This window comes from Streptomyces sp. FXJ1.172 (genome assembly GCF_001636945.3).
In the GTDB taxonomy this organism is placed as follows: Bacteria; Actinomycetota; Actinomycetes; order Streptomycetales; family Streptomycetaceae; genus Streptomyces.
In genome coordinates, this window is sequence record NZ_CP119133.2 from 292,810 (window position 1) to 307,604 (window position 14,795).

Sequence of the window (14,795 nt, forward strand, 5' to 3'; positions counted from 1 at the left end):
GCCTGTGCCGGAGCCATCGCCGTCACCCATGGCTGCGGCACCGGGGCCTTCATCAACCAAGATCTGCACCGCGTCAGAGGGATATCCACATGAGTTCGCCGGACCTGGGCCTGTCGTCCGTTCGTCCGCACCGCACGCTGCACTCGCCGCGCGGCCACGCGGCCCAGGCCGCCGCGGCACTGGCAGCAGGCATGGGCGTCGGCCGCTTCGTCTACACCCCGATCCTGCCGCTGATGCACACGCAGGCAGGGCTGTCCGCGAGTGCCGGTGCGAACCTGGCCACCGCCAACTATGTCGGCTATCTGATCGGCGCGCTGGCGGGCATCCTCGTCCCGGCACTGGTCCGCTCCCGTCTGCTCCTTCGCGTCTCCCTGGTGGTACTGACCGCCACTCTGGCGGGGATGCCCACCGTCCACAGCACCGGCGCGTGGCTTGCGCTCCGGCTGCTCGCCGGGATCACCAGCGCCCTGATCTTCGTCATCGCGGTCAACTCCCTCCTCGGCCACCTCAGGCCGCACCCCGCCCACCTGACCGGCTGGGCCTTCGGAGGCGTCGGCGCCGGGATCGCCCTGTCCGGTCTCGTCGTCCTCTTCCTGCGCGCGTTCGGCGACTGGCGCTCCGCCTGGTGGGCCTCGGCCGTGCTCTGCGCGCTCATGGCCGTCGCCTGCTGGACCTTGCGTCCGGAGGAAACGCCCGCACCCTCCGGCGGCGGGGCGGGCTCGCATCCCAGGACACGGGTACACCGCTGGTTCAGCGCCCTGTTCGTCAGCTACACGCTGGAGGGCATCGGGTACATCGTCGCCGGCACCTTCCTCGTCGCCGCGATCGGACAAGGCTCCCCGGGCTGGGTCGGCAGTGGCGCCTGGGTGCTGGCCGGACTGGCCGCCGTGCCGTCCTCGGCGCTGTGGGCATGGTTCGGGCATCGCTGGTCCCGCCCCGGCCTGCTGCTCACCGCGCTGGTCATCCAGGCCGTCGGCATCGCCCTGCCCGCCGTCGTCGGCGGGGTGCCGGCCGCACTGGTCTCCGCGATCCTGTTCGGCGCGACGTTCATCGGCATCAGCACCCTCACCCTTGCCGCGGGCGCTCACCTGCGGTTCCCGCGGTCGGTCGCGCTGCTGACCGCCGGCTACTCGGTCGGCCAGATCCTCGGCCCGCTGGCCGTCACCCCCTTGCTCCACCACGGCTACCACCAGGCTCTGATCCTGGCCTCGGCGGTGGTCCTCGCCGGCGCGGTCGCCGCCGCCGTGCTCCGCGTCGGCTTCCCCCACGCGATGCCGGTCGTGGACCAGAGCCCTGCGGCACGGTCTGCCGGGGAGGTGGGGCAGTCCGCGCCGGTGTACGCCTGCCCCGTGCCGGACGAGGACGAGGCCTGAGGAGACCGGGCCCTCCCGGGCCGCCGCAGCCGCCGGGAGCAGTCGCGCAGGCGAAGATCGGGTCAGACGCCGGCCACGGCCTCCTGCGTCGGCCGTCCGCCGAGGAGGGTCAGGCAGTTGGGCCACAGGGGGCCGAGCCGGTCCGTGTTGTTGTACAGCTTGGCGAACATCACCTGGCCTTCCAGCTGAGCCACGACGGCGCGCCCCGCCTCACGGGTGTCGGCCACGGCGGCCTCGCCGCGCTCACGGGCCTCGGCGATGACGGACTCCACCATGGCGACCTGTGCGTCGAAGATCTCCTGCAGCCGCTCACGGACCGCCTCGGTCTGGTTGCTCAGCTCCAGAGCGAGGTGCCCGAACAGACAGCCCGCCACGGTGCCGCAGCCCAGCTGGACGGCACGCTGGCCGGCCTCCGGTGCGATCCACCACGGCTACGTGGCTGGTCAGCCGGCTCCTCGCCCGCTTTGTCGGCCGATCACAGATCGAGGACGACCTCGGTGGTCGGCTTGCTGCAGCAGACCAGGACGGTCCCGGACTCGGGGAGTTCGAGGGGTGGGGTGGTGTAGGTGATGGCGCCTGCGACGAGGTGGGTGATGCAGGTGTGGCACACGCCGGTGCGGCAGGACCAGCGGGTGGGGATGTCGCAGGCCTCGGCAAGATCGAGGAGGGTCGCGTGAGCGGGTGACCATGGGGTGGAGATGCCGCTACGGGCGAAGGTGACGAGGGGCCCGGTTGCGGTGGGACCGGGTGGCTGGTGCGGCCGGATCACGGCGCTGGCGGTGACGCCTGGATTGATGGCGGGGAGAGCGGTGAACTGTTCCGTATGGATTTGCTGGGGGCGCAGACCCAGATCGCGCAGGAAGCCGGCGAGGTCGTCCATGAAGGCGGGTGGGCCGCACAGGTAGGCGTTGGCCTCGGCGTGGATACCCATGGCCATGAGGGATGCAGCGGTCGGGCGGCCGTGAGTGATGTGGGGCTCGTCGGGACGCGGGGTTTCGCCGGTGTAGTAGATGTACTCGCGGGCGCCCGGGAGTTGGGCCAGAAGGGTATGCGTCTCGTCCGCGAAGGCGTGGTGGGCACCGACGAGGCGGCGTGGATCCACCAGACGGCGCGCGGGTCTCGCGTGGCGGCGAGTTGGTGGAGCATGGCGAGCACGGGTGTGGCACCGATCCCCGCGGAGATCAGCACGATCGGGCCGGGGTGTTCTTGCAGTACGAAGGTTCCGCGGGGGCTGGCGATGTCCACGAGGTCGCCGGGGTGGAGCCTCGCATGAATGTAGCCGCTGGCTTTCCCGTGGGGTTCGCGCTTGACGCTGATGCGGTAGGTGCCGGCTGTGGGCGCGCAGGACAGGGAGTAGCTGCGCACTTCGGGGGCGGCGTGGTCGATGGCCAGGCGGATGGAGAGGTACTGGCCGGGGCGGGCCTCGGGCAGGGGTGTGCCGTCGGTGGTGGTGAGGTAGAGGGACGAGACGGTGGGGGTCTCGGGGACGATGCGGGTGACGCGCATGGGCTTGAAGCCCGGCCATCCCGGTTCTTTGCCAGGCTGCTCGCCCGGCTGTCCCGGCTTCTGTGCGGGCTGCTCGGGCGCGGCGAGTTCCCGGAAGGACTGCTGCCATCCGGGACTGAGGGCGGGGATGTTCAGTGCTTTGCGCAGCTTCGCGGGGTCGCGGTCCGGGAGGTAGAGCAGCGCGTCGGCGTCGGCGACGCTGAGTTGTTCCGGTCCCTTGCGGGTGAGGGTGACGGCGTCACCGGCCTGGACGCGGCCTTCGGTGATCACTCGGAGGTAGAAGCCCGGCCGGTGGTGGGCGACGAGCAAGGAAGCCATGGTGGGTTCGCCCAGGCGCATGCCGACCCGGTAGCAGGTGACGCGGGGCTGGGAGACTTCGAATTCCGCTTCGCCGATGCGGTACCGGTCACCGATGCATACTTCGTCGTCGGGCAGGCCGTCGACTGTGAAGTTCTCCCCGAAGATCCCGAAGGTCAGGTCGTCGCGTCCGAGCTGTTTGCCAGTACTGGTAGGACTGCAGCTGGTAGACGAGGACGGCTCGCATTTCGCCGCCGTGCCCGACCAGATCTCCTTGACCGTCTCCGTCGACGTTCAGCCGCCGGACCATGCGGGAGCCCTGGACAGGGGCCTTCCAGGCTCCGGTGTGCACGGTCCTTCCCTGCCAGGGCACATCCTTGGGCAGTCCTACGTTGACGGACAACAGCGTCGCCATGGTGGACCTCCTGCGCGTTGGTAGCCGGGACAGCCCCCATGACGCTGTGCCTCGCCGAGAAGCGCGCTCAGCCGCACATCGGTCCCATCGTATGCGCGCCTTGTGACGGCAGGCCGTCAGAAGGCGGACCTGTCACTCCGTGCCAATGCATGCGGCTCGCCCTGCGAACGCTCGATCGCGCCTGACGCCCGTCCAAGTGGCGGACTGGAAGCCCTTGTCTCCCAGCAGGGAGTAAACAAATCCGACTGTTGGCGGCCCGACCCCTGCTACGACCGGCTCGCCAACCGCTTCGGAGCATTCACCGACCAGCGCGTCCGCCGACCACAGCCGTTGCCGTGGAAAACGAGCAGATCAAGTGACGTCACACGATCGGCCGGACGGATCCTGGGCGTCCAGGTCCGGACCGAGGTGCTGGCGCAGCAGCGCCTGCGCGGACGTCTCGGCGGCGGCGAACCTGGAGCGTCCTGCGTCGGTCAGGGCGGCCTCGACCGTCCTGCGGTCTCCGGCACGACGATGACGATCAATCAGTCCGGCCGCCTGCAGACCCCTGAGGAGGTAGGACATCCGGTCCCCGGATTCCTGGAGGAACGCCGCCAGCTTGGCAACGGGCACAGATCCGCTCGCGGCCTCGGCGAGCGCGCCGAGAATGAGGTAGTCATGGAGCGACAGACCGTGCCGCACCCGCAACTCACCGTGCACCAGACGCAAGGTCCGCAGGACCCCTGGAAACTGCCACCGCGTGGTGTCCGGCAAATCGTAGTCGATCATGTTCCTTCCCAGGGGTCGATTCTCCGGCCGCAAGCCCGCCGCCGCAGCATCACAACCAGATTCCCTACGACGCCGATCCCGGGCCGGACGGACACGAAGCCGTCGGATCAGGACACGGCGTCACCCGCCCGCACTCCGACCGTGCGACGACGGCAGGCAGCGGGCCGCACCCGGCCGATGTCCTGATGTGAGGCCGTCGTGACGCGCCCGGCCATCCGTCTCCGCACTCCCGGCGTCCTAGCGTCGTCAGTGCGACGCGGTCGAACGGGTCGGCCTCCACAACAGTTGCGAAGTCCTCGGACACCTGACACGCAGGCGGACGACCGCCGTAGCCGCGTCCGCCATCCCAAGGCTTCACAGAGAAAGAAGGTGGTCGCGCCATGGCGTCGCAATCAGACACCGCTCGAGCAGCGTCTCACGGGCTGGACTTCGGGCTCAACGAATGGGTCGTGGACGAGCAGCGACGGCGTTACCTCCACGACCCCGGCTCGGTCGACCAGACGTGGCGGAACTTCTTCGCCAACCTGGTGTCCCCGAGCGCCGCGGCCTCGCTGACCGCCTCAGCCCAACACCACGAGGGCACCGACGAGGCGGCGCTCAAGGCGGTACAGGTCGCGGCGCTCATCCACGCGTATCGCGTGCGCGGGCATCTGATGGCCGGAACGGACCCGCTCATGGCGCGGCCCACCGCAGCACATCCGGAGCTCGACATCGCCGCGTTCGGACTTGACGACGCGGACCGGGCGGAGGACGTCGCCGTGGACGGGTTCGCCGGGCGCGCCACGATGTCGCTCGACGAAGTGCTGGGCGCATTGCGGGAGTTCTACTGCCGCACCGCCGGGTTCGAGTACATGCACATCCAGGACGCCCGGGAACGCCGCTGGATCCAGCAGCGCGTGGAGGGGCCGCAGCGCCGCCCGGACCGTGCCGGACAGCTCCGGATCCTCTACCGGTTGGGGGCCGCGGAGGCCTTCGAGACGTTCCTGCAGACCAAGTACGTGGGCCAGAAGCGGTACTCGCTCGAAGGCGGCGAGTCGGCCATCGTGCTGCTCGACGCCCTGTTGCTCCGCGCCATCGAAGACGGTGTCCAAGAAGCCGTCATCGGGATGGCGCACCGCGGCCGGCTCAACGTCCTGGCCAACATCATCGGCAAGTCCTACGCCCAGATATTCGACGAGTTCGAGGACGCGGTGGACATCCGGTCGGTCCAGGGCTCGGGGGACGTGAAGTACCACCTCGGCGCGGAGGGCACCTACCGTGCCCTGGACGGCGGCACCATCGCCGTCTCGGTCGTGGCAAACCCCTCGCACCTGGAGATCGTGGGGCCGGTGGCCCAGGGCGTGGTGCGCGCCAAGCAGGACTTGGCCGGGGACCAGGGCGAGCCCTTCCCCGTACTGCCGGTCGTCCTCCACGGCGACGCCGCCTTCGCCGGCCAGGGCGTGGTCGCCGAGACCCTGAACATGTCGCAACTGCCGGGCTACCGCACGGGCGGGACGGTCCACGTGGTCGTCAACAACCAGGTCGGCTTCACCACCCTGCCCGCCAACGGCCGTTCGAGCACGTACGCCACCCATGTGGCACGGATGGTGGAGGCCCCGATCTTCCACGTCAACGGCGACGACCCGGAAGCCGTCGACCGCGTCGCACGGATGGCCTTCGACTACCGCCAGACGTTCCACAAGGACGTCGTGGTCGATCTGGTCTGCTACCGGCGCCACGGGCACAGCGAGGTCGACGACCCGTCCATCACGCAGCCGATGATGTACGAACGCATCGCCGCCAAGGCTTCGGCGCGCACGCTGTACGCCGCGGCCCTCATACGCCGCGGGGACATCGGCGAGCGGCAGGCGGACAGTGCCCGCCGCAACTACCAGGATCACCTCGAACGGGCCTTCGCCGAGACCCGGGCGCTGCCCGCTCCCGCACCGGCCGAAGACCTTCCTTGCGCCGACGCCGGGCAGGCGGCCACCCAGCGCACGGCGACCGCGATCGACGAGGCGACAGCCCGTCAGGTCATCGCATCGCAGACCGACCTGCCGCAGGGCTTCACCGTGCACCCGCGTGTCCTGCCGCAGCTCCACCGGCGTACGGCGACGCTCGACACCGGCACCGTCGACTGGGCCACCGCGGAGACACTGGCGATCGGTTCGCTGCTGCTGGAGGGCGTCCCGGTACGGCTGGCCGGACAGGACTCCCGGCGCGGCACCTTCGGCCAGCGCCACGCCGTACTGACCGACCGGCGCACCGGCGCGGAGCACACGCCGCTGAACTCCCTCAGCCCGCAGGCCGCGAGTTTCGCACCGTACGACTCGATGCTGTCCGAACTGGCGGCGCTGGCCTTCGAGTACGGCTATGCGCAGGCCCGCCCGGAAGCCCTGGTGCTGTGGGAGGCCCAGTTCGGTGACTTCGCCAACGGCGCGCAGACGGTCGTCGACGAGTACATCGCCTCGTCCGAGCAGAAGTGGGGCCAGCGCTCCGCCGTGACCATGCTTCTGCCCCACGGCCTGGAGGGCCAGGGTCCGGACCACTCCTCCGCCCGGATCGAACGCTTCCTGCAACTGTGCGCGCAGGACAACATGACCGTGGCCATGCCCTCCCTGCCGGGCAACTACTTCCATCTGCTCAGGCAGCAGGCGCTGGACGGCCGCAGGCCCCTGGTGGTCTTCACCCCGAAGTCGATGCTGCGGTCGAAGGCGGCCGTCTCCGCCCTGGCCGAGTTCACCCAGGGCGGCTTCCGCCCGGTCCTGCCGGACGACACGACGGATCCGGCCCGTGTCTCGCGCGTGCTGCTGTGCTCGGGCAAGGTCTTCTACGACCTCGACGCCCACCGGCACGCCGCGGGCACGACCGACACGGCGATCGTCCGCGTGGAGCGCCTCTACCCGTTCCCCGACGAGGAACTCGTGGCGGAACTCGCCCACTTCCCCGCGGCCGCGGACGTGCGGTGGGTGCAGGAGGAGTCGGAGAACCAGGGTGCGTGGTCGTTCGTCGCGCCGCGTCTGCACCGGCTGACCCGGCGCGCTGTGGAGTGCGTGAGCCGGCCCGAGGCGCCCGCGCCCGCGGTCGGCTCGGCCCGCCGGCACGGCGTGGAGCAGAAGGCTCTCGTGACATCGGCCTTCCAGTGATCAGCGGCTCGCGTGGTACGCATCGGCTGCCCACCGCGCGTATCCGTCGACACCACGGCAGCATCGAGGAGGAGCAGCGGCATGAGCCTGCTGCCGCGCATCAACCAGCCCGCGGACCTGAGGGGTCTGAGCCATCCAGAGCTGGTCCGGCTGGCCGGGGAGATCCGCGACTTCCTGGTCCGCCATGTCGCGGCCACGGGAGGCCATCTGGGGCCCAACCTCGGCGTCGTGGAACTGACCCTGGCACTGCAGCGGGTCTTCGAATCCCCGCGCGACCGGCTGCTGTGGGACGTTGGGCACCAGGCGTACGTCCACAAGATCGTGACGGGGCGGGCCGGTGAGTTCTCCGGCATGCGCGTGGCGGGCTTTCCGGATACCCGAGCCGGGAGGAGTCCGCGCACGACCACATCGAGCACTCCCACGCATCGGTAGCCGTGTCGTACGCCGACGGCATGGCCAAGGCCGCACAGCTCGCAGGAGAGTCGGACCGGCACATTGTCGCCGTCGTCGGCGACGGAGCACTCGCCGGAGGGCTGGCCTGGGAGGCCCTCGACAACATCGCGGCGGCACCGGACCGGCCGGTGGTGATCGTCGTCAACGACAACGGACGCTCGTACGCACCGATCGTGGGCGGACTCGCCCGGCCCCTGGCGGCCCTGCGCACCCACGCCGGCTACGAGTGTCTGGCCGGCTGGGGCAGACAGGCGCTCGACGGCGCCGGAGCGCCTGGCCGGGCGCTGCACCGCACCTTGCACGCGGCCGAGGAAGGCATCAAGGAGGGCCTGAAAGCGGGCCTCGCAGGGGGCAGCGCGGAGGCCGTGATGCCGCACTCGCTCTTCTGCGAGCTGGGACTGCACTACCTCGGGCCCGTCGACGGCCACGGCATCACCGCCCTGGAAGCAGCCCTGGAACGGGCCAAGGCCCATGGCGCGCCGGTCGTCGTCCACTGCATCACGCGCCAGGGGATCGGATACGCGCCGGCCGAGCAGAACGAGGAGGACCACCTGCACGGCATCGGCATCATCGACCCGCAGACGCGGCACCCTCTGCGGCCCGCTGGTCTGACCTGGACGGCGGTGTTCGGCCGGGAACTCGTCGAACTGGCCGACGCGCACCCGGACGTCGTCGCGATCACCGCGGCCATGCCCGGCTCGGTCGGTCTCAACGACTTCGCCGGTCAAGCCGCTCCCCGGCGATCTGCCCGCGCTCGCCGCCGAGCACGCCTGGTCGCCACGGTCGAGGACGGCCTGCGCGCCGGAGGAGCGGGCACCACGGTGGCCCAGGGCCTGCAGGAGGCCGGCATCCGCACCCCGGTACGCGCCGTGGGCGTGACGGACGGGTTTCCCCGGCAGGCCACCCGGGCCGAGATAGTCGCGGAAGCAGGCCTGACCGCTCAGGCGATCGCACACACCGTCACCCAGACCCTGGCCCGCGCGGCCGTCACCGCGGTACCCACCGGTCCCCCACCATCCCCGCACCCAAAAGGCAATGAATTTCGCATACCAGCAAAATGCATCTACTGCGAAAGCGGCCGGAGGATGCGTCATGTCCGAGATCATCTGCCGCAGAATCGACGAACAGACGCCAAGCGAGGTCGGCGAGCGCGTGTTGGTCGACCGGGTCTGGCCGGAAGGTCTGCGCCGGCAAGGCGCACCGCTCGACGAGTGGCTGCGGGAGGTCGCACCATCCATTGAGGTGCAGCGCTGGTACGGCCACCACCCCCAGCAGTTCGGTGAGTTCCGCCGCCGCTATCTCACCGAACTGGGCGATCAACGGCACAAATACGCAGCTGCCCGGCTTCGGGACCTGGCCCAACACCGCAGCCTCACCCTGCTGACCTCCACCCAGGACATGGACCACAGCCATACCGCGGTCCTGGCCGAATGGCTCACCGAACCCGGCTCTCACGAGGAGCGGCGCCCGTATGCCGCCCTTCCCGAGCACGGGCGTACCGCTCCCGGTTCCCGGCCGCCCGGACACCGCGCGGCCGTCTCCGCCACGGTGGCCAATCTGAACGCGGGCGCACTCGCGTTCGTGATGGGCACCGGCATCGTCTCCACGGCCCTGTACGTCAACGGCGCCGACACCGCCTCCGCCGTACTGCTGTGGGTGGCCCTGGCCGGTTATGCCGTACTGGTGCCCGCCTACGGCTGGCGGCTGCTGCGCAGGCGCGAGCGGTTCGTCGCGGAACTCCTCGGGCCGCGTGCCTTCGCGTTCCTCACCCTCGCGATCTCCTCGAACGTGCTGACTGCTCGCTTTGTGCCGGCCGGACACACCGCGGTCGCCGGGGCGTTCCTGGCGTTCGGAACGCTGGGATGGGTAGTGCTGGACTACGGCATCCCGCTCGCGCTCATCACCACGCTGAAGCGGGGCCCCTCGCTCGACCAGGTGAACGGCACCTGGTTCCTGTGGTCGGTGGGATCGGAGTCGGTGGCGGTCGCGGCGGCATCGCTGGCCCGGGTGACCCCGGGACACGCACTGGCCGTCCTGGCAGTGGTGTGCTGGGCCGTCGGCCTGATGCAGTACCTGCTGACCGCCGCGCTGGTCCTGGCCCGGCTGCTGGCCCGGCCGGTGCAGCCGGAAGGCCTCATGACGTCCGTATGGATCTTCATGGGGGCGGCGGCGATCGCCGTGCTCGCCGGAGTCCGGCTGATCGCACTCCATCCAGGCACCACGATGTTGTCGCGCCCGTTCGTCATCGGGACGTCCGTCGTCCTGTGGGCGTTCTCAAGCTGGCTGATCCCGCTCCTGCTGGCTCTGGGCGTTTGGCGGCACGCGCTGCGCCGAGCTGGGACGCGCGACCGCAACCTCGTGGATGACGAGCATGGGCCGCTGGGAGGTCTGGATCGCCGTGGTGTTCTGGACTGTCGTGTTCGCCGCCATGGTGGCCGCCAGACTCCGGGCCCGCCCCACGACCGCGCACGGATCCGCCAGTGCGGGGCAGACGGCCGGCCCGCAGAGCACGGCTTCGACGGCACCCGGGGCGCTGCCATAGGCACGTGTTGCGGTGCGGCGCGAACCCGGCTGCCCGTCGGCAGACAGCCGGGTTCGCGCGACGCGTCCGTGTCATGCGGAGCGTTGCACGGGCCCTGTCAGCGGCGGGCGCGCTCACGCTGCCGGACAGCATGGCGCAGGGAGTGCCAGGCGACGACCGCCCAGGCGGCGACGAGCAGGGCGTACAGGACGACGGCGATCCAGACGAACAGCTGCGAGCCGGTACGGGCGGCGAGCGCGCTGGTGGCGGTGACGCATGCACCGAGGGGGAAGATGAAGGACCACCAGGTGGCTGCGAAGGGCAGCCCTCTGCGGATTTCCCGTACGGTCAGCGCCGTGGCCAGTACCAGCCACAGCAGGGCGAAGCCCCAGATCCCGAGCCCACCCAGGAGCGCTACGACACCACTCCCGCGCGCGTACGGGGCGGGGAGCGCGCTCGGCGCCGCCGTGGCCAGCGTCCCCAGCGCCGTCACCGCCTGATCGAGCGCCCCCACGCCGATCCACATCGTGGGCACGACCGCACCGCCGGGCGCGTCATGATGCACCAGGCGGGTGTAGACCATGGCCAGCACCAGCAGGACCGCGACCAACCCGAGCCCGAGCATCGAGTAGCAGCACAGCAGCAGGGCCAGCCGCACCTGCCCGGCCGGCGCCCGCGGGATGAGCAGCGCGCCCGTCGCGGCGGAGACCAGCGGCGGGACCACCGGTAGCAGCCAGCCGCCGAACGCCGCGTCCGGCGTGAAACGGTGCCGCGTGACCATCAGATACGGCACCGTGCAGGCGGTGGCAAGACCCAGCACCGTACCGGCCGACCACAGCGCCCAGTCCGCATCCACCGCCGCACGCTCCCCGATCAGCCGCCGGCCGAGCAGCAGCGTCCCGGCCCCGACGGTAAGCAGAGCCATCGGCGGCGCCCCGAAGAACTGGGCCAGTACCGGATCACCGGCATGCGCCCGCAGCGTCCGCTGCCCGATATAACTGACGGCGAGCACGACCAGCAGCAGCGCGGTCCCCGCCCAGACCACCGTGGCGGCCTCGCCGAGCCCAGGGAAACCGCGCGGCAGGGTGGCGGCCGCGACGGCGACGATCCCGCTGCCCATGACGGCGGCGAACCAGCCGGGACCGAGCCGGCCACGCTTCCTGCCGTTCCCCTCCTCCGGCTGGTCACGTACATGCACGGATGATCTCGGGGCCGAGCCGACCGCGGACGCTCTCGTGGCCGGCCCGACCTGGGACGGGACCGCTCGGCTGGTACTGGGGTGGGGTGTCACGGCGCGGAGTGCCTTCTCTTGGAGTGTCGGATTCGTCACCGTCCAGGACCAGCCACGGTGACGGACCGGCCGACTGGCCAGGCCACACCCAGCAGCTCAGGGAAGCGGCCGAGACGGTCGGCCCGCTGGCGCCCTCGACGCTATGGCGAAGCGCGGCTCCCGCCACAGAACAGCACGCGCCATGACGCCCTCACACCAGGACATCGAGCACCCGCCCGTTGCCGGGTGCCGCCCGGATGCCCCGATGTCCTTGTCCGAGCGTGTTGTGGCCACACCTGTGGCCATGACGAGACGGCAAGCGACCGCTGAACAAGGGCGAGGCGCCGAAGCCCGATGCCTCGTTCCACACCACGGAAGGCAGCAGCATGCCGCAGGGACGCGGACGACAATCGGCACGGGAGCGGCAGAGCATCGCCGGGCGGATGATGGTGTCCTCCGATGTGGGCCCCAGTCCGTCCGGGAGGCGCACGATGAAGGGCAGACCGTCAGGCAGGAAGCCGCTCCTGGTGACCGTGCTGGTCTTCCCCGGCGTACGGCTGCTTGACGTCACCGGCCCGATCGAGGTGTTCACGACAGCCAACGAATTCGGCGGCCGCTACCGCGTACGCACGGTCTCCCCTGACGGCGCCGACGTGGTCACCGCAGCCGGCACCGGACTGCGCGTCGACCTCGCTGCCGCGCAGGTACAGGCGGCCAGCGATGTGGTCATCATCCCCGGCGGCCCGGAGTGGCCCTCCCTCATCAAGGACGACGCCCTGCTGGAAGCCATCAGGGCGCTCGACGCACATGGTTGCCGCACCGCGTCCATCTGCACCGGAGCCTTCCTCATCGCCGCGGCCGGACTGCTCGACGGACGCAAGGCGACAACGCACTGGCGCTTCGCCGACCAGCTCGCCCTGCGCTACCCGAAGGTGAGCGTGGAAGCGGACGCACTGTTCGTACGCGACGGCCACATCATGACCTCCGCAGGCGTCACCTCGGGCATCGATCTCTCGCTCGCCCTGGTCGAGGAGCACCTCGGCGCCGACGTCGCCCGCGCCGTGGCCAAGGACATGGTCGTGTTCATGCAGCGGCCGGGCGGCCAGTCCCAGTTCAGTGTCCGCACCCACACCCCGCGCGTGAGACAGGAGATGCTGCGCCGGGTCCTGGACGCGGTCGCCGAGGACCCGTCCGCCCCGCACACCCTTGCCGCCATGGCGCGCCGGGCGGGTGTGAGCACCCGCCACATGACGCGCCTGTTCCACGACGAGATGAGCACGACCCCGGCCCGCTATGTCGAGCAGGTCCGCATGGAGGCCGCCCAGGCGATGCTGGAAGACAGCGACGACCCCACGGCCACGGTGGCCCGGCGCACCGGCTTCGGGTCACCGGAGTCGCTGCGCCGCGCCTTCACGCGCAACTTGGGCATCACGCCGGGGGCCTACCGAGCACGCTTCCGCACCACGCACACCGCCGGCCACGGCAAACCTGCCTGATGCCCTGGAGGTGTCCGGCGCGCATGGGCAATCGCCGAGATCCGGCACGTCGGCCGTGCCGGACGAGGCCAGTCAGGCCTCCTCGACGGTCCGATCCAAGCACCGGCTCTGCGAGCGCGGCCCGCCACGCGGCGTGCCGAGAGGAGCGGCGAAGTACCGCGTCTCGTGGACAACCTGCTGGTCGGCGAGTTCCATGACGCTCACCGAGTACGAAGGCGCACCGTCGTAGGTGATGCCGCGATCGCTCACCCGTACACGCGCCTGGCCAGTGATGCGCAGGACGGTGAAGTGCCGGTCGGCCGGATGCCCGCCGCGTTGCGCCGCGATCGTCGCCCGGCCCCGGAAACGCTCACCCTGGGGCTCGAAAGTCCGTATCCGAGCACCCCACGGCAGCTTCTACGGCCATGGAGCAACGCAAGGAGAGCGCTGGGACGGAGGGGTCGCCGGATCCGGCGTCCCGGAATCTCGACAGGAGGCAGCGGCTTGACAGAGAACCTGACGGTCCCGGGCACGGGCGGGGCCGATCACGAGCAATTGCGGGCGTTCGATGAGCCGGGGGCTGCGTCGGCAGGGCGGTCCGTCTTGCGCGAGCACTTCTTCGACCGGCCCGCCCTCGAGGTGGCTCCCGAACTCCTGGGTGCTCTCGTGGTCTCGCGCTCGCAGCGCGGCGTGACGGCGGTGCGTATCACCGAGGTGGAGGCGTACGAGGGGCCGGACGATCCTGCCTCGCACGCGTTCCGGGGCCCGAACCGGACCAATCGAGCGGAGTTCGGGGCCCCGGGGACCTTCTATGTGTACCGGACGCACGCGGTGCATCGGTGCCTGAACGCCGTCTGCGGACCCGGGCGGCGTCCCGCTTCGGTGCTGCTCCGCGCCGGCACCGTCGTGGAGGGACCAGACGTCGCGCAAGAACGCCGGGGGCCTGGGGTACGGGCGCGCGACCTGGCGCGCGGCCCGGCCAACCTCGCGCGAGCGTTGGGCATCGCCGATCTCCGCTATGACGGACAGTCAGCATGCGACGGAGCGGCGGAGTTGTTCCTCGCGGAACCCGCCGGGGGCGTCTCGTCCGCTCGGGTCGGTCGAGGGCCGCGGACGGGGGTAGGCGGTCCTGCTGCTTCGTACCCCTGGCGCTTCTGGATGCTGGGCGAGTCGAGCGTCAGCGCCTATCGGGCACACCCGGGGTCCCGCCAACGGAGGCGGGCGGAGGGCTGACCCTCCCCCGGCCTGGGACACCACGAGTGCCGGCGCTGCACCTGATGCGCCTGTTCGGCATCTCCTCCCACACCGCAATGCGGTACATCACCGCGGCCCACCCTGAACGCACCGCGAAGCTGCCCCGGTAGCGAAGCAGCCGAGTGAGGCGAAGCCGTCACCACGACCCCGGACGAACTCCCATTCAGCATCGGACAGTTCATGGCGACGTATCACCCGACTATGATCCACCACTCAAGATCATTTGACGACAGACCAGTAGGACTCCGTTAGGGTCTGTCCGGCGGATCTTGCCGGGCTCTCCCTGAGCACAGCCGGTGCTGTGGCACTTGATGGTGCTTCCGATCAATTGAGTCGAC

General features: G+C 70.5%; 11 protein-coding genes and 3 pseudogenes. 8 read left to right on the forward strand and 6 right to left on the reverse strand.

From position 1 onward, the window contains the following. The first annotated feature begins 89 nt into the window (after nucleotides 1-89). Entirely contained in the window at nucleotides 90-1,373 is a 1,284-nt protein-coding gene (locus A6P39_RS01520; RefSeq protein WP_443052797.1) for a YbfB/YjiJ family MFS transporter, read from the forward strand. A 62-nt stretch (nucleotides 1,374-1,435) separates the two neighbouring features. On the opposite strand, the pseudogene A6P39_RS01525 reads toward A6P39_RS01520, so the two are convergent. The 4 genes and pseudogenes from A6P39_RS01525 to A6P39_RS01540 form a co-directional block, all read right to left on the reverse strand. After that, nucleotides 1,436-1,786: pseudogene (locus tag A6P39_RS01525) on the reverse strand (TetR family transcriptional regulator C-terminal domain-containing protein); the annotation flags it as partial. 62 nt (nucleotides 1,787-1,848) lie between these two features. After that, complete coding sequence (locus tag A6P39_RS01530; RefSeq protein ID WP_331454066.1) at nucleotides 1,849-2,142, reverse strand: 2Fe-2S iron-sulfur cluster-binding protein; 294 nt, start codon at nucleotides 2,140-2,142, stop codon at nucleotides 1,849-1,851. Further along, the gene (locus A6P39_RS01535; RefSeq protein WP_331454194.1) at nucleotides 2,139-3,446 is read right to left on the reverse strand and encodes an MOSC domain-containing protein; all 1,308 of its coding nucleotides are present in this window, start codon (nucleotides 3,444-3,446) and stop codon (nucleotides 2,139-2,141) included. Before A6P39_RS01535 ends, A6P39_RS01530 begins: the two co-directional genes overlap by 4 nt. 496 nt (nucleotides 3,447-3,942) lie before the next feature. After that, nucleotides 3,943-4,359 carry a MarR family winged helix-turn-helix transcriptional regulator gene (locus tag A6P39_RS01540; protein WP_067054399.1) on the reverse strand — a complete coding sequence of 139 codons (417 nt, stop codon included), beginning with the start codon at nucleotides 4,357-4,359 and terminating at the stop codon, nucleotides 3,943-3,945. A 380-nt stretch (nucleotides 4,360-4,739) separates the two neighbouring features. Here A6P39_RS01540 and A6P39_RS01545 point away from each other — a divergent pair, with 380 nt between their 5' ends. The 5 genes and pseudogenes from A6P39_RS01545 to A6P39_RS01570 all read left to right on the forward strand — a co-directional run bounded on the left by A6P39_RS01545 (nucleotide 4,740) and on the right by A6P39_RS01570 (nucleotide 10,479). Continuing rightward, complete coding sequence (locus A6P39_RS01545; protein ID WP_079133747.1) at nucleotides 4,740-7,484, forward strand: multifunctional oxoglutarate decarboxylase/oxoglutarate dehydrogenase thiamine pyrophosphate-binding subunit/dihydrolipoyllysine-residue succinyltransferase subunit; 2,745 nt, start codon at nucleotides 4,740-4,742, stop codon at nucleotides 7,482-7,484. A gap of 81 nt (nucleotides 7,485-7,565) precedes the next feature. Further along, nucleotides 7,566-8,380, forward strand: a pseudogene (locus A6P39_RS01550) (1-deoxy-D-xylulose-5-phosphate synthase N-terminal domain-containing protein); the annotation flags it as partial. Nucleotides 8,381-8,626: 246 nt separating this feature from the next. After that, nucleotides 8,627-9,178 (forward strand): transketolase C-terminal domain-containing protein, encoded by a 552-nt coding sequence (locus A6P39_RS01555; protein ID WP_443053048.1) that lies wholly within the window; start codon nucleotides 8,627-8,629, stop codon nucleotides 9,176-9,178. Next, nucleotides 9,090-10,181 (forward strand): annotated as a pseudogene (locus A6P39_RS45280) (DUF488 family protein, N3 subclade); the annotation flags it as partial. The gene A6P39_RS01555 and the pseudogene A6P39_RS45280, both read left to right, overlap by 89 nt. Nucleotides 10,182-10,308: 127 nt before the next feature. Continuing rightward, complete coding sequence (locus A6P39_RS01570; protein WP_275883998.1) at nucleotides 10,309-10,479, forward strand: hypothetical protein; 171 nt, start codon at nucleotides 10,309-10,311, stop codon at nucleotides 10,477-10,479. Between the two features lie 97 nt (nucleotides 10,480-10,576). On the opposite strand, the gene A6P39_RS01575 is transcribed toward A6P39_RS01570, so the two are convergent. Further along, the gene (locus A6P39_RS01575) at nucleotides 10,577-11,656 is read right to left on the reverse strand and encodes a TDT family transporter (protein WP_067054409.1); all 1,080 of its coding nucleotides are present in this window, start codon (nucleotides 11,654-11,656) and stop codon (nucleotides 10,577-10,579) included. A gap of 563 nt (nucleotides 11,657-12,219) precedes the next feature. Between A6P39_RS01575 and A6P39_RS01580 the strand changes: the two genes are divergently transcribed. Continuing rightward, the gene (locus A6P39_RS01580) at nucleotides 12,220-13,224 is read left to right on the forward strand and encodes a GlxA family transcriptional regulator (protein ID WP_199840997.1); all 1,005 of its coding nucleotides are present in this window, start codon (nucleotides 12,220-12,222) and stop codon (nucleotides 13,222-13,224) included. Nucleotides 13,225-13,296: 72 nt separating this feature from the next. Here A6P39_RS01580 and A6P39_RS01585 read toward each other — a convergent pair whose 3' ends face one another. Further along, nucleotides 13,297-13,473 carry a hypothetical protein gene (locus tag A6P39_RS01585; protein ID WP_199841001.1) on the reverse strand — a complete coding sequence of 59 codons (177 nt, stop codon included), beginning with the start codon at nucleotides 13,471-13,473 and terminating at the stop codon, nucleotides 13,297-13,299. A gap of 54 nt (nucleotides 13,474-13,527) precedes the next feature. Between A6P39_RS01585 and A6P39_RS01590 the strand changes: the two genes are divergently transcribed. Continuing rightward, on the forward strand, nucleotides 13,528-14,436 hold the full coding sequence (locus A6P39_RS01590; RefSeq protein ID WP_079133754.1) for a DNA-3-methyladenine glycosylase: 909 nt from the start codon (nucleotides 13,528-13,530) through the stop codon (nucleotides 14,434-14,436). Nucleotides 14,437-14,795 lie beyond the last annotated feature (359 nt).